General features: G+C 70.4%; 19 protein-coding genes. 16 read left to right on the top strand and 3 right to left on the bottom strand.

Annotation, left to right across the window (positions count from 1 at the left end):
• Position 1 precedes the first annotated feature (1 nt).
• The 6 genes from NX1_RS05200 to NX1_RS05175 all read left to right on the top strand — a co-directional run bounded on the left by NX1_RS05200 (position 2) and on the right by NX1_RS05175 (position 6,336).
• Positions 2-766: a tyrosine-protein phosphatase gene (locus tag NX1_RS05200; RefSeq protein ID WP_084501037.1), complete on the top strand. Its 765-nt coding sequence runs from the start codon at positions 2-4 to the stop codon at positions 764-766.
• Positions 767-839: 73 nt separating this feature from the next.
• Positions 840-1,721 (top strand): glycoside hydrolase family protein, encoded by an 882-nt coding sequence (locus NX1_RS05195; protein WP_068054647.1) that lies wholly within the window; start codon positions 840-842, stop codon positions 1,719-1,721.
• 137 nt (positions 1,722-1,858) lie between these two features.
• Positions 1,859-3,289 (top strand): L-fucose/L-arabinose isomerase family protein, encoded by a 1,431-nt coding sequence (locus tag NX1_RS05190; RefSeq protein ID WP_068054644.1) that lies wholly within the window; start codon positions 1,859-1,861, stop codon positions 3,287-3,289.
• Positions 3,290-3,325: 36 nt separating this feature from the next.
• Positions 3,326-4,807 (top strand): FGGY-family carbohydrate kinase, encoded by a 1,482-nt coding sequence (locus NX1_RS05185; RefSeq protein WP_068054641.1) that lies wholly within the window; start codon positions 3,326-3,328, stop codon positions 4,805-4,807.
• Between the two features lie 63 nt (positions 4,808-4,870).
• A complete protein-coding gene (locus NX1_RS37300) occupies positions 4,871-5,323 on the top strand; it encodes a thioredoxin family protein (RefSeq protein WP_307649950.1) in 453 nt (150 codons plus the stop codon).
• Positions 5,320-6,336 (top strand): glycoside hydrolase family 172 protein, encoded by a 1,017-nt coding sequence (locus NX1_RS05175; RefSeq protein ID WP_218024060.1) that lies wholly within the window; start codon positions 5,320-5,322, stop codon positions 6,334-6,336. The genes NX1_RS37300 and NX1_RS05175 overlap by 4 nt, the downstream gene beginning before the upstream one ends.
• Here NX1_RS05175 and NX1_RS05170 read toward each other — a convergent pair.
• The gene (locus NX1_RS05170; protein ID WP_068054635.1) at positions 6,327-6,779 is read right to left on the bottom strand and encodes a hypothetical protein; all 453 of its coding nucleotides are present in this window, start codon (positions 6,777-6,779) and stop codon (positions 6,327-6,329) included. The two genes, NX1_RS05175 and NX1_RS05170, sit on opposite strands and share 10 nt — an antisense overlap.
• Positions 6,780-6,856: 77 nt before the next feature.
• Here NX1_RS05170 and NX1_RS05165 point away from each other — a divergent pair, with 77 nt between their 5' ends.
• The 7 genes from NX1_RS05165 to NX1_RS05135 all read left to right on the top strand — a co-directional run bounded on the left by NX1_RS05165 (position 6,857) and on the right by NX1_RS05135 (position 13,282).
• Complete coding sequence (locus tag NX1_RS05165) at positions 6,857-7,861, top strand: zinc-dependent alcohol dehydrogenase family protein (RefSeq protein ID WP_068054632.1); 1,005 nt, start codon at positions 6,857-6,859, stop codon at positions 7,859-7,861.
• Entirely contained in the window at positions 7,858-9,255 is a 1,398-nt protein-coding gene (gene xylB / locus NX1_RS05160) for a xylulokinase (protein WP_068054629.1), read from the top strand. Before NX1_RS05165 ends, xylB begins: the two co-directional genes overlap by 4 nt.
• Positions 9,256-9,530: 275 nt before the next feature.
• Positions 9,531-10,058 carry a GNAT family N-acetyltransferase gene (locus NX1_RS05155; protein WP_068054626.1) on the top strand — a complete coding sequence of 176 codons (528 nt, stop codon included), beginning with the start codon at positions 9,531-9,533 and terminating at the stop codon, positions 10,056-10,058.
• Positions 10,059-10,130: 72 nt separating this feature from the next.
• Complete coding sequence (locus tag NX1_RS05150) at positions 10,131-10,586, top strand: RDD family protein (RefSeq protein ID WP_169812185.1); 456 nt, start codon at positions 10,131-10,133, stop codon at positions 10,584-10,586.
• Positions 10,587-10,833: 247 nt separating this feature from the next.
• On the top strand, positions 10,834-11,775 hold the full coding sequence (locus NX1_RS05145; protein WP_068054620.1) for an acyl-ACP desaturase: 942 nt from the start codon (positions 10,834-10,836) through the stop codon (positions 11,773-11,775).
• A 156-nt stretch (positions 11,776-11,931) separates the two neighbouring features.
• Positions 11,932-12,831 (top strand): DUF4760 domain-containing protein, encoded by a 900-nt coding sequence (locus tag NX1_RS05140; RefSeq protein ID WP_084501032.1) that lies wholly within the window; start codon positions 11,932-11,934, stop codon positions 12,829-12,831.
• Positions 12,832-12,943: 112 nt separating this feature from the next.
• Positions 12,944-13,282 (top strand): MmcQ/YjbR family DNA-binding protein, encoded by a 339-nt coding sequence (locus tag NX1_RS05135; protein WP_068054614.1) that lies wholly within the window; start codon positions 12,944-12,946, stop codon positions 13,280-13,282.
• Between the two features lie 63 nt (positions 13,283-13,345).
• Here the strand turns inward: NX1_RS05135 and NX1_RS05130 are convergent, their stop codons facing one another.
• Both NX1_RS05130 and NX1_RS38335 read right to left on the bottom strand, forming a co-directional pair.
• A complete protein-coding gene (locus NX1_RS05130) occupies positions 13,346-14,263 on the bottom strand; it encodes a tyrosine-protein phosphatase (protein ID WP_245668330.1) in 918 nt (305 codons plus the stop codon).
• 41 nt (positions 14,264-14,304) lie between these two features.
• Complete coding sequence (locus NX1_RS38335; RefSeq protein WP_068054608.1) at positions 14,305-16,728, bottom strand: PEP-utilizing enzyme; 2,424 nt, start codon at positions 16,726-16,728, stop codon at positions 14,305-14,307.
• 240 nt (positions 16,729-16,968) lie between these two features.
• Between NX1_RS38335 and NX1_RS05120 the strand changes: the two genes are divergently transcribed.
• The 3 genes from NX1_RS05120 to NX1_RS05110 all read left to right on the top strand — a co-directional run bounded on the left by NX1_RS05120 (position 16,969) and on the right by NX1_RS05110 (position 20,617).
• A complete protein-coding gene (locus NX1_RS05120; RefSeq protein WP_068054605.1) occupies positions 16,969-18,453 on the top strand; it encodes an FAD-dependent oxidoreductase in 1,485 nt (494 codons plus the stop codon).
• A gap of 140 nt (positions 18,454-18,593) precedes the next feature.
• A complete protein-coding gene (hsaA, locus tag NX1_RS05115; protein WP_068054601.1) occupies positions 18,594-19,760 on the top strand; it encodes a 3-hydroxy-9,10-secoandrosta-1,3,5(10)-triene-9,17-dione monooxygenase oxygenase subunit in 1,167 nt (388 codons plus the stop codon).
• A 2-nt stretch (positions 19,761-19,762) separates the two neighbouring features.
• Positions 19,763-20,617, top strand: coding sequence for an alpha/beta fold hydrolase (locus NX1_RS05110; protein ID WP_157119551.1), 855 nt, complete (start codon positions 19,763-19,765; stop codon positions 20,615-20,617).
• Positions 20,618-20,829: the final 212 nt, after the last annotated feature.

Raw genomic sequence — 20,829 nt, 5'->3', positions numbered from 1 at the left:
CATGCACACCGACAGTTCCTTGCGGCGATGGGTCGAGTTCGCCGAGATCGACAACGTTCGCGACCTCGGCGGGCTGCCGGTGCCCGGCGGCGGCGTCACCCGCTTCGGCGCGGTGTACCGCGCCAGCACCCCGCAGCACCTGACCGAGGACGATCTGGTCCTGCTGACCGGCCGGGTGGGTCTGCGCACCCTGATCGACCTGCGCAACCCCGACGAGGTCGAGCGGGAAGGCTACGGACTGCTCACCGGCGCGGATGTCCGATTGGTCAACCTGCCCGTGCGGAAGGCGGCGGCGACCACCGTCACCCCAGCCGATCTGGTGCCCGACAGCAAGCACTACGACCTGGTCGCGCTCTACCGCGAACTCCTCGACGGCAGCGTCGAATCCGTGCTCACCGCCGTGCGGCTGATCACCGACACCGATCGCCATTCGGTGGTCTTCCACTGCGCCGCGGGCAAGGACCGCACGGGGGTCCTCGCCGCGGTGTTGCTGGACGCCGTCGGCGTGCCCGCGGAAGTGATCGCGGCGGACTACGCCCTGTCCGGCGAGCGGATGGCGCGGGTGCGCGCCCGCCTCGACGCGTTGCCGTCGTATCACGGGCTGCCACCCGTGCGCACCGGAATCCTCGCGGTGGAACCCGGCGTGATGATCGGGTTCCTGGAACGGCTGCGGGCCGATCACGGCGGCGCGGCGGGCTGGCTGCGCGCGCACGGTCTCGGCGACCGCGAGCTGGCGGATCTGCGCCGGGCGCTCGTCGAGAGCTGATCGCACCGGTCCCGCGCGGCGTGTCCGTAACCAACCGGACCCGTCGCGAGCCGCGCGGCGGGATCATGGTCGTATGGCGACGCGCGAAGTGGTGCGAGCGGGCCGGTTCACCAGGATCTACGACCCCAGTGCGGGCGAGGCGCACCCGTGGTACATCAACGACCACACCATCGTCCAGGGCCGGGACGGCGGCTGGCACCTGTTCGGCATCACCCACCCCGAGCCCGCCGACCCGTTCCACGAGATCGAGTTCGCCCACGCCACCGCGCCGGACCTGCACGGCCCGTGGACCAAACGGCAGCACGCGCTCCGGGTCGATCCCGGCTACCACGGTGAAACCCACCTCTGGGCTCCGTACGTGATCCGTTCCGGCACAACATATTTCATGTACTACGCCGCGGGCGGCGCCGACCGGACCAGGGCGGCGATCAATCTGGCCACCTCCACCGACCTGGTCCGCTGGGAGCGCGCGCCGGGCGGGCCGCTGTTCCGCGACGGCTACGACGCCCGCGACCCGATGGTGCTGCGGATCGGCGAGAAGTGGGCGATGTACTACTGCGCGACGGGCACGCCCGCGGGCGGTCACCACGTCGTCGCCTACCGGCTCAGCACCGACCTGTGGCACTGGGGCGAACGGCACATCGCCTATGCCGATCCGATGATCGGCACCGAGGCGGGCAACACCGAGTCGCCGTTCGTGGTGCGGCACGAAGACCGCTGGTACCTGTTCATCGGTCCGCGGCCCGGCTATGTCGGCACCGATGTCTTTCGCAGCGACAACCCTTTTCGCTTCCGCATCGGCGACAAGATCGGTCACGTGGGCGCCCACGCCGCCGAGATCGTGCGTGATGCGGGACGCTGGTGGATCACCAGCGCCGGATGGGGGCAGGGCGGTGTGCATCTCGCGCCGCTGACGTTCCCGCGGCCGCCGGCGGGCATCGCCGTGCCGCGCTGATCGAGACGCGCCGTGGCGGCTCGACCGCTCGGTGACGATCCCGGCTCCGATTCGCCGAAAGAGGCCGATTCGGCTGGGTGGCCTGGTATCTGTTGAGCGAGTCGACTATCCGCCCACCCACCGCGGGAGGTAACGGCATGGCCCGTATCGGCGTGATCAGTGTTTCCGACGGCCGCGACTATGTGCACACCGGCATCGCGGACTTCATCCGGGCCACCGAGGACCGCCTCGTCGACGCCCTGACGGCGGCGGGACACGAGGTGGTGCGCGGCAGGGAGATCATCAGCGACAACGCCTTGGCCGGATCGGTGGCGCGCGAGGTGGCCGCCGCGGGCGTCGATCTCACCGTGCTGCACTACGCCGTCTGGGCGTTCCCGCACTTCAGCATGCTCGCCGCAGGCGCGACACCGGGGCCCCTGCTGTTGCTGTCGAACATCGATCCGGTGCAACCGGGCATGGTGGGGATGCTCGCGGCGGGTGGCGCGCTCGACCAGATCGGGCGCGCGCACACCAGGCTGTGGGGCGACCCGGCGGATGACGCGCTGATCGAGGCGATCGGGGTGCGCGCCACGGCGGCGGCGGCCGTCTCGGCGTTGCGCGGCAGCACTTTCGGTCGCATCGGCGGGCGGCCGATGGGCATGAACACCGCCGTCGCGAACACCGATCAGTGGCAGCGGTTGTTCGGCGTCGACGTCGAGGAGATCGACCAGTGGGAGATCGTGCGACGGGCCGAGACGGCCGACGCCGGTGAGGCGAAGGCCGCGCGGGAGTGGCTGGAGCGCCACGCCACCGTGCACTACGACGGCGCGAAACTCACCCCCGAGCTGCTGGAGCGCCAGATCCGCTCCTACCTGGCGATGCGCGAGCTGATCGCGCAGTGGCGGCTGGACTTCTCCGGCATCAAGGGCCAACCGGAGCTGACGCAGTATTTCGCGACGATGGACGTCACCGAGGCGTTCCTCAACGATCCCTACGACTGGAACGGCCGCAAGGAAACCCACGTCTGCGCCACCGAGGCCGACATGGACGGCGCGCTCACCATGCAGCTGCTCAAACACCTCGCGGGCACGCCCGTGCTCTTCGCCGACGTCCGGCACTATCACGCCGACCGCGACATCTGGGATCTGTGCAATTCGGGCCAGCACGCGACCTGGTTCGCCGCGCGCAGCGACGATCCCGCGGAGAACCTCGCCCGGGTGCACCTGTACCCGGAGGTGTTCTTCTTCCCCGCGGGCGGCGCTTCGGTGCACCACCTCGCGGCGCCCGGCACGATGACGCTTGCGCGGCTGACCCGCAAGGACGGCGATTACCGAATGCAGTTGATGCTCGGCGATTTCGAGACCTACGACGAGCAGACCAACGCCTCGCTGATGAAACAGTCCACCAGGGAGTGGCCGCACGCGTTCGCCCGGCTCGACGCCCGCGCCGAGGATTTCCTTTCCCGCTTCGGCGCCAACCACATTCACGCCGTCCCCGGCGACCACCGTGCGGCGGTGCGCGCGACCTGCGACCTGCTCGGCATCACGCTCGACGAGTTCTCCCGCGACCCGTCCGGCGACCAGCGATGACGGGCCGGCCCGGCCGCAGGGAACGGCGGTAACCCGATGTTCCTAGGCGTCGACATCGGCACCTCGGCCTCCAAAGGCGTGCTGGTGCGCGCGGACGGCACGGTCGCCGCGAGATCCGAACGCGCCCATTCCATCTCGACTCCGCGCCCGGGTTGGGTCGAGCACGACGCGGAGACGGTGTGGTGGTCGGACTTCGTCGCCATCGCCACGGATCTGGTGGCGGCCGCCGACAGCGAAGGGATCGAGGGGCTCGCGGTCTCCGGCATCGGGCCATGCCTGCTGCCCGCCGACGCGGCGGGCAATCCGCTGCGCCCGGCCATCCTCTACGGCGTCGACACCCGCGCCACCGTCGAAATCGCGGAACTGAACGCGGAATTCGGCGCGGAGAAGGTGCTGGAGCGCGCGGGCTCGCCGCTGACCAGTCAGGCGGTGGGGCCGAAGCTGCGCTGGCTGGCCCGCCACGAACCGCGGGTCGCCGCAAGCACCGACCTGCTGCTGATGGCGAGTTCCTTTCTGGTGCACCGGCTCACGGGCCGGTACGTGCTCGACCACCAATCCGCCAGTCAGTGCGTACCGCTCTACGACCTGCGCAAGCGGGCGTGGGCCGCGGACTGGGCCGAGGCGGTGGCGCCGTGGCTGACGCTGCCCGAACTCGCTTGGCCCACCGAGATCGTCGGGCGGGTGAGCGCGACGGCCGCGGCCGCGACGGGTCTGCCCGCAGGGCTGCCGGTGACCACCGGAACCATCGACGCCTGGGCCGAAGCCGAGAGCGTCGGGGTGCGCGCGCCGGGCGACGCCATGATCATGTACGGCACCACGATGTTCCTGGTGCAGGTGCTGACCGAACCCGTCCCGCATCCCGGGCTCTGGGGCACCTGCGGAACATGGCCTGGCACTTACACTCTCGCCGCGGGCATGGCCACCTCCGGCGCGGTGACCGAATGGCTGCGCGATCTGGTCGGCGGCGACTACGCCGAGCTGGTCGCCGAGGCCGCCACGGTGCCCGCGGGCAGCAGGGGCCTGCTCGCGCTGCCCTATTTCGCCGGCGAGCGCACCCCGCTGTTCGATCCCGACGCCAGGGGTGTGATCGCGGGACTGACGCTGCGCCACGGCCGCGCCGAGTTGTACCGGGCGGCGCTGGAGTCGATCGCCTACGGCGTCCGGCACAACCTGGAGGCGATGACCGAGGCGGGCGGGCGGGCCGGGCGGCTGGTCGCCGTCGGCGGCGGCACCAAGGGCGGACTGTGGACGCGGATCGTCTCCGAGGTCACCGGACTGCCCCAGCAGCTGCCCGCCGACACGGTCGGGGCCTGCCTCGGCGACGCGATGTTGGCCGCCACCGCCGCCGGTCTCGACACCTCGGCGTGGAATCCGGTGGCCGACACCGTCGTCCCCGATCCGGCCCGCACCGCCGCCTACGAGCCGTACTACCGGCGCTATCGAGAGCTCTACTCCGCCACGGCCGAGATCGCGCATTTCCTCGCCGCCGAACAACGCCGGGCACACCCGCCTTCCTGATCCCGGCACGTCGTGCCAGGATGCATGAGGCAGCACCGGCAGGGAGGACCCGATTTGCCCACAGTGACCTTGACCCAACACAACTTTCATCAGGTCGTCAGCACCAACCACATCGTGCTGATCGATTGGTGGGCTGGCTGGTGCGGCCCGTGCCGCCACTTCGCGCCGGTGTACGAGGCGTCCGCCGATCAGCACCCCGACATCGTGCACGGCAAGGTCGACACCGAGGCCGAAGAGGCGCTGACGGCGATGGCCCAGGTCGACCGGTTCCCGACGCTGATGGCCTTCCGCGAGGGGCTGCTGGTGTTCAACCAGCCGGGGTTCCTGCCCGCCGCCGATCTCGAGGAGGTCGTGCAGCGGGTGCGCTGGCTCGACATGGACGAAGTCCGCAGGGAACTGGCCGCGCAGGGCGGAACCGCGATGCAGGCCGAGCCGGTCGCCGCGGCTCCCGCGGGCGGCGCACGCCTCGCCGGACCGGCCCGCGGGCCCGCTCGGTACGGCTGGCCGGGGCTGTGACCGCCGCCGGGTCGCCACCTGAACTGTGGCGGCTCGACGCCGCGCGTACCCGGTCGATCAGCGCCGAGAACCCCACCGGCGCGCCCGGCGCGGGAGCCCGCGCGACGGAGGGCACCGGCGCCCATGCCGCACGCCACCTCGGCCCGGGCTGGAAGGTCTCGCCGTCCATCCACCTCGAGCCCGGCGCCACCGCCACACTGGCCGACGTCGCGGGCCCCGGCGTGATCCGGCACTTCTGGCTGACGACCGACCGCGCCGCCTTGCGTGCCCTGACCCTGCGCATGCACTGGGACGACGCACCGCGACCCGCCGTTCAGCTGCCGCTGGGCGATTTCTTCTGCAACGCCTGGGACGAGCTCGCGCTGGTGAACTCGGAGATGGTGGTGGTCGCCCCGGCGGGCGGCCTGAACAGCTACTGGCCCATGCCTTTTCGCCGCAGCGCGCGGATCGGACTGCACAACGACGGCGATCGCGCCGTGCCGGTGTACTACCAGATCACCTACACCGAAGAGGACGTGCTGGAGGAGGCCGGTTACCTGCACACCCAGTGGCGGCGCGGCGCGCCGTTGGGTGGCCCGGCCGTGCACACGATCCTCGACGGCGTCACCGGACGCGGCCGCTACGTGGGCACCTACCTCGCCATCCGGCCCGGCGATCCGGGATGGTGGGGCGAGGGCGAGCTGAAGTTCTACCTCGACGGGGACACCGAACACCCGAGCATCTGCGGCACCGGCACCGAGGACTACTTCGGCGGGGCGTGGAACTTCGACATGGACGGCCGATACCGGACCTACTCGACGCCGTATCTCGGCCTGCCCCAAGTACTTCCGCCGGACCGGTGCTACGAGGCCGAGCAGCGGTTCGGCATGTACCGCTGGCACGTACGCGACCCGATCTGCTTCCACAGCGGACTCCGCGTCACCGTGCAGGCGCTCGGCTGGTCCGATCCCGGCACCTACCTACCGCTGGAACGCGCCGAGATCGCCACCACCGCCTGGTGGTATCAGGGCTGACCTGGCAGCTCGACGGCGGCTGTGTCGAGCCCGTCCATCAGCTCGTCGGCGCGCGCCAGCGCCATGTCCAACCCAGCCCCGAGATCATCGAGCAACGTCAAACCGCCCAGCAGCCCGGACAATTCGTTGCGCACCCGCTCCAGTTCCTCGATCGCCGGATCGACCGGAGACCAGACCACACCCTCCGACCAGTCCGCCGCGCCGTCCAGCCAGGCGCACAGCAGATCGCGCACCAGGCAGTGATCGGAGGTGTACACCTCGAAGCGCCGCGGGTCGTCGCCGTCGCGGTGCTGGAGTTCGTATAGGCCGTCGGGCAGGCGGCGAGCCCGGATCCACGCGCGTTCGCCCCTGGCCAGTTCAAGGAACGGCTGCTCGGCGGCGCCGCTCTCGGTCGCCGCCGTCGAATCGAGATCACCGGCTGGTCGACTGGGGTCCGCACGCACGGGGTCAGTCTGCCCGATCTCGGCCGCGAATACCCGAAATGCACCGCCGCACCTCGATCCGGGTGCATGGTAGAGGCATGCGCGCGGTGGTCGTCGAGACGCCAGGTCGTTGTTCCGTGCAGACCGTGCCGGACCCGTCGCCGGGTGACGGCGCGGTCGTGGTGCGCGTCGCCGCGGTGGGCATTTGCGGAACGGACGCGCACATCATCGACGGCGAATTCCCGCCGACGCCGTATCCGATCGTGCCGGGGCACGAATTCGCGGGCGAGATCGTCGCCGTCGGCCACGAGGTGGCCGGCGTCGCGGTGGGCGATCGGGTCGCGGTCGACCCCTCGCTCTTCTGCGGGGCATGCCACTACTGCGCGATCGGCCGCGGCAATCTGTGCGAGCGCTGGGGCGCGATCGGCGACACCGTCGACGGCGCGATGGCCGAGTACGTCGCGGTGCCCGCCGCCAACTGCCACCGCCTGCCGGACGCGGTCTCGCTGAGCCACGGCGCGCTTGTCGAGCCGCTGTCGTGCGCGGTGCACGCCTTCGACGTGCTCCCCCGCGCGCTCGGCGCGCACTATCTGCTCTACGGGGCGGGCACCATGGGCCTGCTGATGTTGCAGCTGGCGCGGGTGGCGGGCGCGGCCTCGGTGTCGGTCGTCGATCTCGATACCGCGCGGCTCGCGGTGGCCGAGAAGCTCGGCGCCGACGCGGTCGGCACCGGCGCCGACACGTTCGACCGCCCGCACGGATGGGAGGTCGTCATCGACTGCACCGGCGCGATCGCCGCGATCGAGGACGGCGTGACCAGGGTCCGGCGCGGTGGGGTGTATCAGCAGTTCGGCGTCGCGCCCGGCGCGGCGACCGCCGCCATCTCCCCGTTCCGCGTCTACAACGACGAGATCACCATCGTCGGGTCCATGGCGGTGCTGCACAGTTTCGGGCGGGCGGTGGAGTTGATGGGCAAAGGCGTGATCGACGCCGACACCATGATCACCCACAGCTTCGCGCTCGACGAGTTCGCCGACGCGATCGGGGCGTTCCGTGCGCGGGAGGGCCGCAAGATCCAGATTCGACCGGATCGGTCCGGATGACCAGGGTCGCCGGGGTGGACAGCTCCACTCAGTCGTGCAAGATCGTCGTCTGCGACGCGGCGACCGGCACGGTGCTGGAGCGGGCAACGGCTCCGCATCCCGACGGCACCGCGGTGCCCGCCGAGGCGTGGTGGGACGCGCTGCGCGCCGCGAGCGACGGGCTGCTCGACCGGGTCGACGCGATCGCGGTGGCCGCGCAGCAGCAGGGCATGGTCCCGCTGGACGCCGACGGCGCGCCGGTCCGCGACGCGCTGCTGTGGAACGACACGCGCTCCGCCGCGGCGGCCGACGACCTCGTCCGTGAGCTCGGCGGCCCGCGGCGGTGGGCCGACGCGGTGGGCAGCGTACCGGTCGCCTCGTTCACCGTCGCCAAACTGCGCTGGTTCGCCGATCACGAACCCCACCTGGCCGACCGAACCCGGCGGATCCTGCTTCCCCACGACTACCTCACCTGGCGGTTGCGCGGCCTCGACGCCGAACCCGTCACCGACCGCGGCGATGCTTCCGGCACCGGCTACTGGTCCCCCGCCACGGGTCACTATCGAGAAGACTTGCTGGCATTGGCTTCTCGCGGCCGCACGCCGTTGCTGCCGCGGGTACTCGAGCCCGCCGAAGCCGCGGGCCGTACCGCGACGGGCGCGCTGATCGCGGCGGGCACCGGCGACAACGCCGGGGCCGCACTGGGATTGGGGCTCGAGCCCGGCGACGTCGTGCTGTCGCTCGGCACCAGCGGCACCGCCTACGCGCGCGCCGAGACACCCAGCGCCGATTCGTCCGGCGCCATCGCAGGATTCGCCGACGCGACCGGAGCGTTCCTCCCGCTGGTCTGCACGCTCAACGCGGCGCGGGTGCTGACCTCCGCCGCGCAACTACTCGGCGTCGACCTACCCGACCTGGAAACCCTTGCCGCTCAGGCGCCCCCGGGCGCGGACGGATTGGTCATGCTGCCCTACCTCACCGGCGAACGCACCCCCAACCTGCCGCACGCAGCGGGCAGCCTGCACGGCTTGTGCCCGCGCACCATGCACCCCGGCCATCTCGCGCGCGCCGCCTACGAAGGCATGCTGTGCAACCTGGCCGACGCACTCGACCGCCTCGTGGCCACCGGTATCAGCCCGCGCCGCATCCTGCTCATCGGCGGTGCCGCCCGCTCGCCGCTGGTCCGGGCGATCGCCGCGCAGATCCTCGGCCATCCCGTCACCGTCCCCGAACCCGAGGAATACGTCGCCCTCGGCGCGGCCCGCCAAGCCGCCTGGGCGCTCGCGGGTACCGCCGCTCCCCCGCGATGGCCCACCCGTACCGCCGCCGAAATCTCCGTCTCCCCGGACGCCGCCGACAGCGGACGGGCCGTCCGCGCCACCTACGCCCGCACAAGGGACACGCTCTACGGCTGAACCTCCTGTACTTGGAAAACCGCGGCCGATACGGCACCCGAGGGCGGCGCCGCACCTTCGCCGAGGCGCTGCGCGACGGACGCCACCGCGGCCACCGCCCGTCAGTACGGAATCGACCTGGCCGTGCACCCGGAAACCGTCGACCTCCGCCTCGCGAGAATCGCCCAGCTGACCGGCCACGACACTGCTCCGGCCAACAGCAGGCGGCACCGGCGCTCGGCGCGCATCGCCCGTAGCTACCGGACGCAGGCGCGCGCGTGAGTATCGTTCGCGCTATGCCCGAGCTGATCGCGCCCACCACACGCCTGCACGCCGCCTGGCTCGAGGCGCACCGGGAGTGGGGACCGGGCGTCCACGAGGACGGTTTCGGTCTGCGATTGTCCGACGAGGTCGACACGCTGGAGGGGTTCGCGGCCTGGGTCGGGCGACTGTCCGGTGCGCCGGACCGGGTGAAACTCGTCCCGGTGCCGACCGTCTATCGCTGGATCGTCGACGGCGACCGGGTGCTCGGCGGTATCGCACTCAGACACGCGTCCGACGAGGCCGTCGAGCGGTCGGGCCACATCGGCTACGGCATCCGTCCCTCCGCCCGCCGCCGCGGCATTGCGACCTGGGCGCTGGGCCGGATGCTGGACGAGGCGAGGGTGCTCGGCATGAGCCGAGTGCTGGCGATCTGCGCGGCCGACAACCTCGCCTCGGCCAAGACGATCGAACGGCACGGCGGTGTACTCGAGAGCATCCGGGACACCGAACTCGGTCCCGCTCGCCGCTATTGGATCGAAATCCGCGGGCCGAGAGAATGATTCGCGGTAACGAGTGATGTAAAGGGCGGCCCGTGGGTCCGCCCCGGTAGTCGACTGTGCCATCATGGGCTTGTGAACGCGGGTGGGGTGTGGGGCATAGGGCAATCGGTCAATTTTCTGCCGGAACATCATGGCGCGGACGGTGATCCGCGGTACCCATCGCCACGACAGGCGCGCTCGTTCGGCGCCGCGTTCGTCGACTCGATTCTCCACCTGGCGACGCTGCTGTGCACGGTGTTGTCGCTGATCGTGTTCCCTCTCGACGCCCCGACGGCGGTCAAGCAGGCCATCCCAGTAACAGCGTTCACCCTCGTCGTCGTCGTGAACCGAATCCTGCTTCCGAAATGGATCCGAGCCAGCATCGGCGAATTGCTGTTCGGGCTCGCGCAGATTCGCGCGAGCGATGGTGGCAGGCCGGACTACCGCGTTCTGCTGCGCCATCTTCGCGGCCAAAACTGGGGTCGCTCCCGCGAAAACCCGCACATCGTCGCCGTCCGCCGCCACGACATCGCGTCCGGCAATCACTGACTCGTCGGCACCCCACCGCTCGATGGTCCCCTCGGCGACGCAGTGAACTCGCCGTGTTCAGCCGACACCTTCGTCGCGACCGGGCGAGTCCTGGACAATCAACTGTCAGGTGGTTCGACCTGATTTTGCGCGATGAATCGAATGGCGCTGGCCTAGGGTGTGGGTGCGGCCAGGGTCGCACGAGTCTGTGATGCGTGTACAGCGAGCGGTACGTTCCGTGGATTTCGATCGAATCGAAAGGCGCTGGATGTCTAGAGACTTGAGGCAACTAGAACTTTTGCGGGAGCTGGAGCCGGTCGTCGCGGCCAATGTCGACCGGCACGTGGCCACCGCCAAGGAGTGGTGTCCGCACGACTACGTGCCGTGGGACGAAGGCCGCAACTTCGCCGCGATGGGCGGCGAGGATTGGAATCCGGAGCAGTCGCGGCTCTCGGAGGTCGCCAGGGTCGCGATGATCACGAACCTGCTCACCGAGGACAACCTGCCGTCCTATCACCGAGTGATCGCCGAGAACTTCTCACAGGACAACGCGTGGGGTTACTGGGTCGGCCGCTGGACCGCCGAGGAGAACCGCCACTCGATCGCCATGCGCGACTACCTCGTCTGCACCCGCGCGGTCGATCCCGTCGCGTTGGAGAACGACCGGATGGTGCACATGACCCGCGGCGTGCACACCCCGCCTGGCTTCGGCGGTGTCTGCGATCAGGTCGCGTACGTGACGTTCCAGGAGCTGGCCACCCGGGTCAGCCACCGCAGCACGGGACGAGTCTGCAACGAGCCGACCGCCGACCGGCTGCTGCAACGCATCGCGGCGGACGAGAACCTGCACATGATGTTCTATCGCAACGTCGCGGGCGCCGCGTTCGACATCGCTCCCGACCAGACCATCGAGTCGGTGACCACCATCGTGAAGTACTTCGCCATGCCGGGCACCGGCATGCCGAACTGGCGGCGCAACGGCGTGTTGATGGTCAAGCACGGCATCTACGACCTGCGCCAGCACCTGGACGAGGTCGTCATGCCCGTCCTGCGCATCTGGAACGTCTTCAATCGCACCGATTTCACCGCACGCGGCGAACGCAGCCGCGAAGAACTCGGTGCGTATCTCGAGAAACTCGGCCGCGACGTCGTCCGGTTCGAAGAACAACGCGAACGGATCCTGGCCCGCGAAGCCGCGCGAGTCGGGTAAGTCGCCGAATTATTCACCCGGCTGTTCGGACCGGCCCCAGCGCAGCCGGTCCGAACACCTGCCTTCGGCAGCGCCGCGCCCCGGCATTACTCACGGCAGTTCGCGCCCGCCTCGGTCCGCCGATTTGCGCGGGCAGGCACGACGTCGAGTCCTCCGATGATTATTTTCGGTTTCGTACGCCGTCGACTCGATGATGATCCGCGCGCCGAGGGGAGATTCCACCGGATCGAAGCCCATCACCGTCCTTGCCGGACAACGGAGTTCGCGCCGTCCATACTCGGAACGTTCACGCCGGCACGGTGGGCGATCGGGGTCGTCAGACAGTGCCGGCGGCATGTAGCGCTAACGTCCATCGCAGGGGTGACGGTGTCGGCATTCGAAATACTCTCATCGACCATCGCGGCCGTCGCCGTCGTGGTCAATATCGCTGCACTGCTGTTCCTCGGCATGCAGGTCAGGCAGGGCGTGCGCAATGCCTCCACCGCCGACGCCGCCCGAAAAGAGGAATGGACCAAGCGGCGCAAAGAGGCGAGCATGCAGTTCTATATGACCACGCTCGAGCGCCGCGAACATCACAGAAGCGCGCTGCCGCCCGACCGGGACCGTGAATCCATCGCGCGCTTTCTGGCGGAAACCAAGAACGACCCGGCGAAGGACGCCGCCGTTCGCACTTACCTCAGCTACCTCGAGATGCTCGGCACCGGTGTCAACACAGGCGTCCTCGACATCGAGATCATCGAACAGTTCGCGGGCGGCTCCATCATCGCGGCCTGGAACAATTATGGATTCTGGATCATCGAAGTCCGCGAGGAATTCTCGGCACCGGCGATATACCGCCAGTTCGAGATCATGGCTCGAGCGATTGCCGTTGAGCGCGGCGTCGAGGTGTGGAGACCAGTAACCGAGCCGCGTTCGCCGCTGCCGGCAGACGAATCCGGCCGAGCGGCCGCCGACGCCGATGCTGATCTCGACGCCGATCCCGAGCCCAATGCCGATCCCAGCTCCGACTCGGACTCCGGCCGAGAATCCGCCGGGGCAGTCACCGGCGGCCGATAGACCCGCGCGCACTACCCCGCGCCATCATCGCCGACAGTTCCGACAAGGACGCTCGCCGCCGTCTCTCGAACCGTTCCGCCGGGTGTCGGTAGCGCCTGGAAGGATTCGGGGCATGAGTACCACCGGGGACGATGTCCGTGCCTATGCCTTGTCGTTGGCGGAGACGAGCGAGCAGTTCGCTTGGGGGATGCCGATTTTCCGGGTGGCCGGGAAGTTGTTTCTGACGTTGCCGGAGAACGAGACGTCGATGGCGGTGCGCTGCCCGGCGATCGACCGGGACGAGCTGGTGGTGGCGGAGCCGGAGAAGTTCTGGGTCGCGGCGCACGAGGCGAACAATCCGTGGGTGCGGGTGCGACTCGCGGCGCTGGACGATCGGGAGGAACTCGAGGCGATCGTGCTCGACTCGTGGCGGCAGGCCGCCCCTCGGCATCTGCTCGACGACGCGGAGTGAACGAAGCGCCGCCGCCCCTGCCGAAGCGGGAACGGCGGCGGTCGAACTCGGCGCGGCTCGATGCTAGGTGAGCAGCTTCGCCTTCACCTTCTCGAGGGTCGCCGCGTCGATGCCGAGCCCCTCGGACACGAAGCGGTCGAACGAACCGTAGGACTGCTGGACCTGGTCGAAGGCGGCGTCGAGGAAGTCACGCTGCACGCCGACGATGGGCTCCCAGAGCGCACGGTCCTGCACGAGGCCCTGCTGGACGAGCGCGTCGAGCAGCGCTTTGTTGCCCGCCGCGAGATTGTCGTTGGAGTCGAGGAAGTCGTTGTAGATCTGGCCCTTCGGGACGTCGAGTGCGCTCATCAGGATGGCGGTCATCCAGCCGGTGCGGTCCTTGCCCGCGGTGCAGTGGTAGAGCACCGCGCCCTGAGCGCCCGCGATCTCGCGGAACGCCGAGGCGAACTGGCCGCGGGCGGTCGGGTCGGTCACGAACCAGCGGTAGTAGGTGCGCATGATCTCGGCGCCCTTGCCGTCGCCGAGCACCCGCTGCTGTTCCTCGGGACCTGCCTGGATGAGCCGGGAGACCATGGCGAAGAAGTCGTTGGCCGGGTCGTACACCGGCAGCTCGGTGCGCCGCACGCCGGACGGGATCTTGTCGGGATCGCGGCCCGCCTCGATGGGGCTGCGGAAGTCGATGACCTGGGTGATGCCCAGCTCCACCAGCTTCTGCTGTTCGCCGGCGTCGAGCTTGGCGAGCGCGTCGGTGCGATAGACGACGCCGCTGGCGACGCGACTGCCGCCCTTGGCCGGGTAGCCGCCGATGTCGCGGGCGTTGGGCGCGTGCGCCAAGCCCATCGGCCGGTCGGCCTTGCCCGGCGATTCGAGGACGGGGACGGCCGGTCCCGCGAGAGCGGGCGCTACGGTGACCGGCAGGACGCCGAGCAGTACCGCGGCCGAGGCCGCTACTACGCCGCGCATGGCGCGTGAAATGGTCACAGGGGGTGTTCCTTTCGATCCTGGGACGGAGGTTCTCGTGATCAGTCGGCGAGCAGCGTGACGGTGCCCGCGGCCCCGTCCACGCGCACCCGCTGTCCGTCGGACAGGCTGGTGGTGGCGGTCTTGGTGTCCACCACGCACGGGATGCCGAATTCGCGCGCGACGATGGCGGCGTGCGAGGCGGAGCCGCCGATGTCGGTGATCACCGCGGCGGCGTAGGCGAACATCGCGGTGTGGCCGGTGTCGGTGACCGAGGCGACCAGGATGTCGCCGGGTTCGATGTCGTCGTCGAGCGAAAGCACCAGCTTCACGGTGCCTTCCACCACGCCGGGGCACACGCCGATACCGGTGAGGCTCTCGCCGGCGGCCAGCGCGCCCGCGTCGGCGACCGGTTCCCATTGGCCGGCAACGACGTCGGGCATCCGGATGTCCCGCAGGCGTTTCCGCTCGGCGCGGCGGCGATTCACTCGCTCGGCCGCATCCTCGGGGAGACAGAAGATTTCGTCCAGGCTGAGGTAGCAGACGTCGTCGGTATCGCGCAGCAGACCGGATCGGATCAGCCGGTCGGCGCGCTCGCGCACCGCCATGCGCAGGCAATGCGTGATCCGCACGACGGCGTCGCGGGCCCGTTCCCTGGCGACCGTGGCGCCCGCCGCCATCCGCGCCGTGCGACTCGAATTGGCGGGAACGGGTTCGCGGGCCGGCGCGGGCATTTGGGCCGCCCGCGCGGCGGCGGTCACCAGCAGCGAGGGCCGGTCGCCGAAGGTCGGATTGATCAGTTCGCATTCGCCGGGTCCGCGGTGGCCGATCTTGGCGAGTTCCTCGTCCAGTGCCGTGGCGAAGGCGGGCGAGGCGGCCCGCGCCGCCGCGACGTCGCCCGTGCCCGCGATCTCCAGCAGCGCCGAATCGGCGCGACAGATGGCGGCCAGACGCTCCACCGCGAGCATCGGTTTCGCCGACTCCAGCCGGTTCAGGTCGATCTGGACCTCGCCCGCGTTCTTGCCTCGGGCGTGCACGGCGGTGGCCGCGCCGGTCATCATGACGCCGATGGACGCCGCCTGCCAGGCCTGGTGCAGCCGGTCGCGCCAAAGCAGGGCGCGCACGTGCAGCTGTTCGTCGGTGAGGGCGGCGATCTGTTCGGCGGTCAGCGCCTCGGTGTGAGCGGCGGCGTTGATCAGTTCCGCGGTCGCGGCGAAGCGGCGGGCGGTGGCGATGACCCGGGAAGTGGCGCGCCAAGTGGCGGCGGTGCTGGCCAGGCCCGTCGGCATCGGCGGCTTCCCGTGCGGCTGCAGCGGGATCTCGTCGGGAATGTTGCCGTAGGCGTCGCGGCGGATGCTCTCCTCGTCCCAGCCGGGCATGTTCTCGGCGGCCAGCACGCCGATCGAGGCGTTGATGTAGATGTGGTGGCCGAGCACGGTGGTCACCCGGCTCGTCCAGTGCTCCAGCGCGATGCCGTCGAGCGCGATCATGGTGCCCATCGCCTCGTTGGCGAGCCGGATCGCGCCGGCGTGCAGATCGATGGTGAGCGGCGTCATCGGACCGGGCAGCGCCTCGGAGGTATTGGTCGCGGTGTGCACCGGGTAGCGCGGATCGACGCGGTCGTCGAACTCGCCCTCCAACCCCTCGGGAGCGACGTCGACCAGGCGGTGCCGGTCGGAAGTGGCGGCGCGCGAGGGAATCACGTGGGCGGGCAACGGGATCGCGCCGCCGCGCGTGCGGAAGGATCCGCCCGACGGCTTGCGCCCGACCAGACCGCGCACCACATCGGCGGCAGTCTCGGCCGCGGTCCATCCGCAGCGGAAGCCCCAGTCCTGCTGCGCCACTGAGGAACTCAGTAGCGGTCGGCGCGCCGACCAGCCCGGCGCCCACGCGGAGTAGCGCACCCCGGCCGCGCGCATCAATGCGCGGACTTCGTCGGTCGTCACCACGCCCGGCGCGGCCAGCTCGACCACGCCGATCCGCGGCGAGGTCGCCGCGAGCGCCAGGAAGCGGTCCAGGTCGTCGCTGTGCAGCAGCTGGAATCCGCCGCCGGACTTGGCGCCGAGGATCGGTTCGAGCGCGCGGCGGGTCTCGTGACCGATCCGGCGGCCCGCGATCAGCGCGGTGCGCACCAGCAGGTGGTCGGCGCCCGTTTCCCGAAGCCGTTCGGCGACTTCGGATTCCGGCACTCCGGCCGAGCGCGCCCCCGCCACGACCGGAACAACCACGCGCGCACCGGCGTTCCGCGCCGCCGTGGCCACCGCGCCGACGCTCGGTCCCGCCAGGTGAACGACGGTGTCGCAGCCGGCGACGGCCTTGGCGCAGGCCGCCGCATCGGCCGGGTCGCCCGCGGTGAAGGCCACGCGGGGATCGACGAAGCGGTGCCACCGGCGGTCCAGGCCGGCCACGTCGTGCCCGGCGGCCAACATCATGCGCGCCACCGCCCGACCGCTCGGCTCGGTGATTCCGGTGATCAGGACCCGCATCGATATCCTCTCCTCACTGCGCCACCACAAACGTGACGCCGTTCACACACCTTTGCGAGTGCGCGACCGCACCAGCCGGTTCAGTCCCACTGAGCGGGAGGTGGCGATCAGCTACCGAGATGACCGGTGTCGGGGGCCGCGGGGAGGCGTGACTGTCGCAGGCATGAGCGAACGCAGTGAGCGAATCGTGTGCCAGCGCGCGTCGCGCATGCCGGAGCCGAGCGCTAGCGAGGCGCAGGCATGAGCGAATCACGCCGGTCGGTCGCACCGCGGCCCGCGACAGAGGTCGACGCCTACGACATCGACACCGACGTTCTGGTCGTCGGCTACGGAAGTGCCGGGGCGGCAGCGGCTTTCGAGGCTGCCGAGGCGGGTGCGCGGGTGCTGGTGCTGGAGCGCTCGGGCGGGCCGGGCGGCGCCTCGGCCATGTCGGGCGGCGAGATCTACCTCGGCGGCGGCACGCCCATCCAGCAAACGTGCGGTTTCACCGACACTCCCGAGCAGATGGCGGCGTTCCTGCGCGCCGCGCTCGGCCCCGGCGCGGACGACGCCAAGATCGAGCGGTACTGCGCAGACAGCGTCGAGCATTTTCACTGGCTGGTGGCGCGCGGAGTCCCGTTCCAGCCCAGCCTGTGGGACGCGCCCGCCTGGGTGCCGCCCACCGACGACGGGCTGATGTGGCTCGGCGAGAACAGCTGGCCGTTCACCGAACTGGCGACGCCCGCCCCGCGCGGACACCGGCCCGCCGCGAACGATTTCGGCGGCAAACTGCTCATGGACGTGCTCGCAACGGCAGCCGAGAACGCCGGTGTGACAGCGCGATTCGACAGCTACGTGACGAACCTGATCCGCGCCGACGACGGCACGATCACCGGCGTCACGGCGCGCAGCTACGGCCGCGAGTTCACGGTGCGCGCCCGGCGCGGCATCGTGCTCACCACGGGCGGGTTCGTCGACGACGACCGAATGCTGGCCGCGCACGCACCGCGCCTGCTGCATCACACGAAGGTCAGCGCGGGCACCGACGACGGCAGCGGCATCCGGATGGCGCAGGCGGCGGGCGCGGCGGTGCGCCACATGTCCGCGGGACAGGTCGGCATCGCGCTGATTCCCGGATTCGCGGCCCGCGGCATGGTCGTCAACGGTCGCGGCGCGCGCTTCGTCAACGAGGACACCTATCCCGGCCGCATCGGCCAGGCCGCCCTGTTCCGGCAGGACATGGACGTCTGGGTGGTGCTCGACGAACAGGCCTACGAGGCCGTGCCAGAACCGCAGCGCTGGGGTGTGCGCCCCACCCACGTCGCCGAGACCGCCGAGGAGCTCGAGCTGCTGATCGGCGCACCGCAGGGCGCGCTCGCCGCGACCATCGCCAGGTACAACGAATTCGCTTCGCGCGGTGCGGATCCCGACTTCCACAAAGCGCCGCGCTGGCTGCGTCCGCTGACCCCGCCGCTGGCCGCCATCGACGTCCGCGCCGGGGTGCGCCCGCCCGCCGAGACCGGCGACCGGCGCGGCACCGGCGCCTCGGTCTTCACCCTCGGCGGCCTGCACACCACCGTGGACGGCGCGGTGCTCGATCTCGACGGCGCGCCGATCCCCGGACTGTTCGCGGCAGGCCGCGCCAGCTCCGGCCTGCACGGCGAGGGCTACATCAGCGGCACGTCCCTCGGCGACGGCACGTTCTTCGGCCGCCTCGCGGGCCGCGCCGCCGCCCACGCAGGCTGAGCGCCGGAAATCGCGGTTCACATGGTTCCGATCACCGGGACTGACCTACCGGACGCGGGGTGGACCGCCCTAGCGTCACCACCATGGCGGGGGCCGCGCGTGCGGTTCCCGGCCCGACGAAACACAGGAGGACACCCGTCATGACCAACAAGGTGCTCGATCGGGTCCGCGACCTGCTTCCGGCGATCCGCGAGCGCGCCGCGGACACCGACGCGCAGCGGCGGGTCCCGGTGCAGAGCATCCGGGAGCTGACCGAGGCAGGCGTGTTCCGGATGCTCCAGCCCGCCCGGTTCGGCGGTGACGAGTCCTCTCCCGTGGCCTTCTACGAGGTGATCCGCACGATCGCCTCGGCGTGCCCGTCCACCGGCTGGGTGTCCTCGGTGCTCGGCGTGCACCCGTGGCAGCTCGCGCTGTTCCCGCTCGAGGCTCAGGAGGAGGTATGGGGCGCCGACTCCGACACCCTGATCTCCTCGTCCTACGCGCCGACGGGCATCCTGACCCCGGTCGAGGGCGGTTACGAGGTGAGCGGACGGTGGAGCTTCTCCTCCGGCTGCGATCACGCGCAGTGGGCGTTCCTCGGCGCGCTCGCGCCCGACGAGAACGGCAAGCCGAGCGACTATCTGACGATCCTGGTGCCGCGCGCGGACTACGTCGTCGACGACGTCTGGCACGTGGTCGGGCTCTCCGGCACCGGCAGCAACGACATCGTCATCGAGAAGGCGTTCGTGCCGCACCACCGCGCCTACAGCGCGACCGAGCAGTCGCAGCTGCGCGGGCCCGGTCAGAAGGCGAATCCCGCTGCGCTGTACAAGATTCCGTTCGCGGGCGTCTTCTCCAACACCATCACCGCGCCGATCATCGGCGCCGCACAGGGCGCCTACGAGGCGCACATCGAGCGGATGCGGGAACGGGTGCGGCTGTCCTACGGCGGCCAGAAGGTGGCCGAGGACGCCTTCGCCCACGTCCGCGTCGCCCGCGCCGCCTCCGAGATCGACGCCGCGATCCTGCAGATGGAGCGCAACATCTCCGAGCAGCTGCGCTACGCCGAAGCGGGCGAGCCGATTCCGGACGAGGTGCGGCTGCGCACCCGCCGCGATCAGGTGCGCGGCACCGAGCGGGCGATCCAGGCGATCGAGCTGCTCTTCGACAACTCCGGCGGCCATTCGATCCGCAAACCGAATGCGATCGAACGGCATTGGCGCGACGCGCACGCGGGCAGCGTGCACGTCATCAACGACGTGGAGCGCGCGCTGGCCATGTTCGGGCGCGGCGAATTCGGCCTGACCGTCGAAGATCGGATGGTGTGACGGTGGCGCCGACCGCGGAGGACACCACCCGCTGGGTGACCATCGACGGGCTGAAACTCCGCTACCACGAGGCGGGTTCGGGTCCGCCGCTGGTGCTGCTGCACGGCTCCGGTCCCGGCGTGTCCGGCTGGGCCAACTTCGGCGGCAACCTCGCGGCGCTCGCCGAGCACTTCCGCTGCCTGGTGCTCGACCAGCCGGGCTTCGGCGCCAGCGCGCGCCCGGAAGTCTATGACCGCAACTACCTTCGCATCTCCGCCGACGCCGTGATCGGTCTCCTCGACAGCCTGGAGCTGCCGAGCGCGCACCTGCTCGGCAATTCGATGGGCGGCGCGGTGGCCACACTCGTCGCCCTCGATCACCCTGGGCGCGTCGACCGGCTGGTGCTGATGGCGCCGGGCGGTGTCGGGGTGAACGTGCTGGGACCCGAACCGTCCGAAGGCATTCGGCGACTGCTCGACTTCACCGCCGACCCGACGCGCGAGCGGGTGCTGTCCTGGCTGCGCACCATGGTCTTCGACGAGCGGATCCTCACCGAGGAGTTGGTGGACGCGCGTCTGGCGGCCGCGTCGGAACCCGCGGCCATCGCCGCCATCCGCGACGCCTACGCCACGTTCGCCGATCCCGCACTGGCCGAACGGGTTCCGCTGTGGGCGCGGCTGCGCGGCCTGCGCAACGAAGTGCTGATGCTGTGGGGCCGCGACGACCGGGTGACCCCGGCGGAGGGCGCGCTGCTCCCCTCACGGCAGCTGCCGAACGTCGACCTGCGGCTGTTCGGGCGCTGCGGGCACTGGGTGCAGATCGAACGCAAGGCGGCCTTCGAACGTGCCGTCACCGATTTCCTGCGAAACGGTCTGTAGGCACCGGTGCGGGCGTGTCGACCGGCTCGCCCGCACCGTAAACCCAAGGCGTAGTTCGCAGCCGGACGATAGCCTCGATCCATGACGTGGAACGCCCCCGAGGTCGAACGGACGCCCACTCCGCTCGTCGCCGACGAACGACCCATGCTGCAAGCCTGGCTCGATCGGCACCGCGAGACCTTGCTCTGGAAATGCGCCGGTCTGGATGCCGA

Origin of the sequence: Nocardia xishanensis NBRC 101358, assembly GCF_001613365.1 — a bacterium.
Taxonomy (GTDB): Bacteria; Actinomycetota; Actinomycetes; order Mycobacteriales; family Mycobacteriaceae; genus Nocardia; species Nocardia xishanensis.
The sequence above is the reverse complement of the archived record's forward strand: the minus strand, read 5'-3'. Positions and strand labels throughout refer to the sequence as shown.

Excerpts from the sequence above, each read along its gene's own strand:
- NX1_RS05155 (WP_068054626.1), top strand. The coding sequence starts at position 9,531 with ATGCCCGAGCTGATCGCGCCCACCACACGCCTGCACGCCGCCTGGCTC.
- NX1_RS05185 (WP_068054641.1), top strand. The coding sequence starts at position 3,326 with ATGTTCCTAGGCGTCGACATCGGCACCTCGGCCTCCAAAGGCGTGCTG.
- NX1_RS05140 (WP_084501032.1), top strand. The coding sequence starts at position 11,932 with ATGATTATTTTCGGTTTCGTACGCCGTCGACTCGATGATGATCCGCGC.
- hsaA (WP_068054601.1), top strand. The coding sequence starts at position 18,594 with ATGACCAACAAGGTGCTCGATCGGGTCCGCGACCTGCTTCCGGCGATC.
- NX1_RS05145 (WP_068054620.1), top strand. The coding sequence starts at position 10,834 with ATGTCTAGAGACTTGAGGCAACTAGAACTTTTGCGGGAGCTGGAGCCG.
- NX1_RS05120 (WP_068054605.1), top strand. The coding sequence starts at position 16,969 with ATGAGCGAATCACGCCGGTCGGTCGCACCGCGGCCCGCGACAGAGGTC.
- NX1_RS05135 (WP_068054614.1), top strand. The coding sequence starts at position 12,944 with ATGAGTACCACCGGGGACGATGTCCGTGCCTATGCCTTGTCGTTGGCG.
- NX1_RS38335 (WP_068054608.1), bottom strand. The coding sequence starts at position 16,728 with ATGCGGGTCCTGATCACCGGAATCACCGAGCCGAGCGGTCGGGCGGTG.
- NX1_RS05200 (WP_084501037.1), top strand. The coding sequence starts at position 2 with ATGCACACCGACAGTTCCTTGCGGCGATGGGTCGAGTTCGCCGAGATC.
- NX1_RS05165 (WP_068054632.1), top strand. The coding sequence starts at position 6,857 with ATGCGCGCGGTGGTCGTCGAGACGCCAGGTCGTTGTTCCGTGCAGACC.
- xylB (WP_068054629.1), top strand. The coding sequence starts at position 7,858 with ATGACCAGGGTCGCCGGGGTGGACAGCTCCACTCAGTCGTGCAAGATC.
- NX1_RS05195 (WP_068054647.1), top strand. The coding sequence starts at position 840 with ATGGCGACGCGCGAAGTGGTGCGAGCGGGCCGGTTCACCAGGATCTAC.
- NX1_RS05190 (WP_068054644.1), top strand. The coding sequence starts at position 1,859 with ATGGCCCGTATCGGCGTGATCAGTGTTTCCGACGGCCGCGACTATGTG.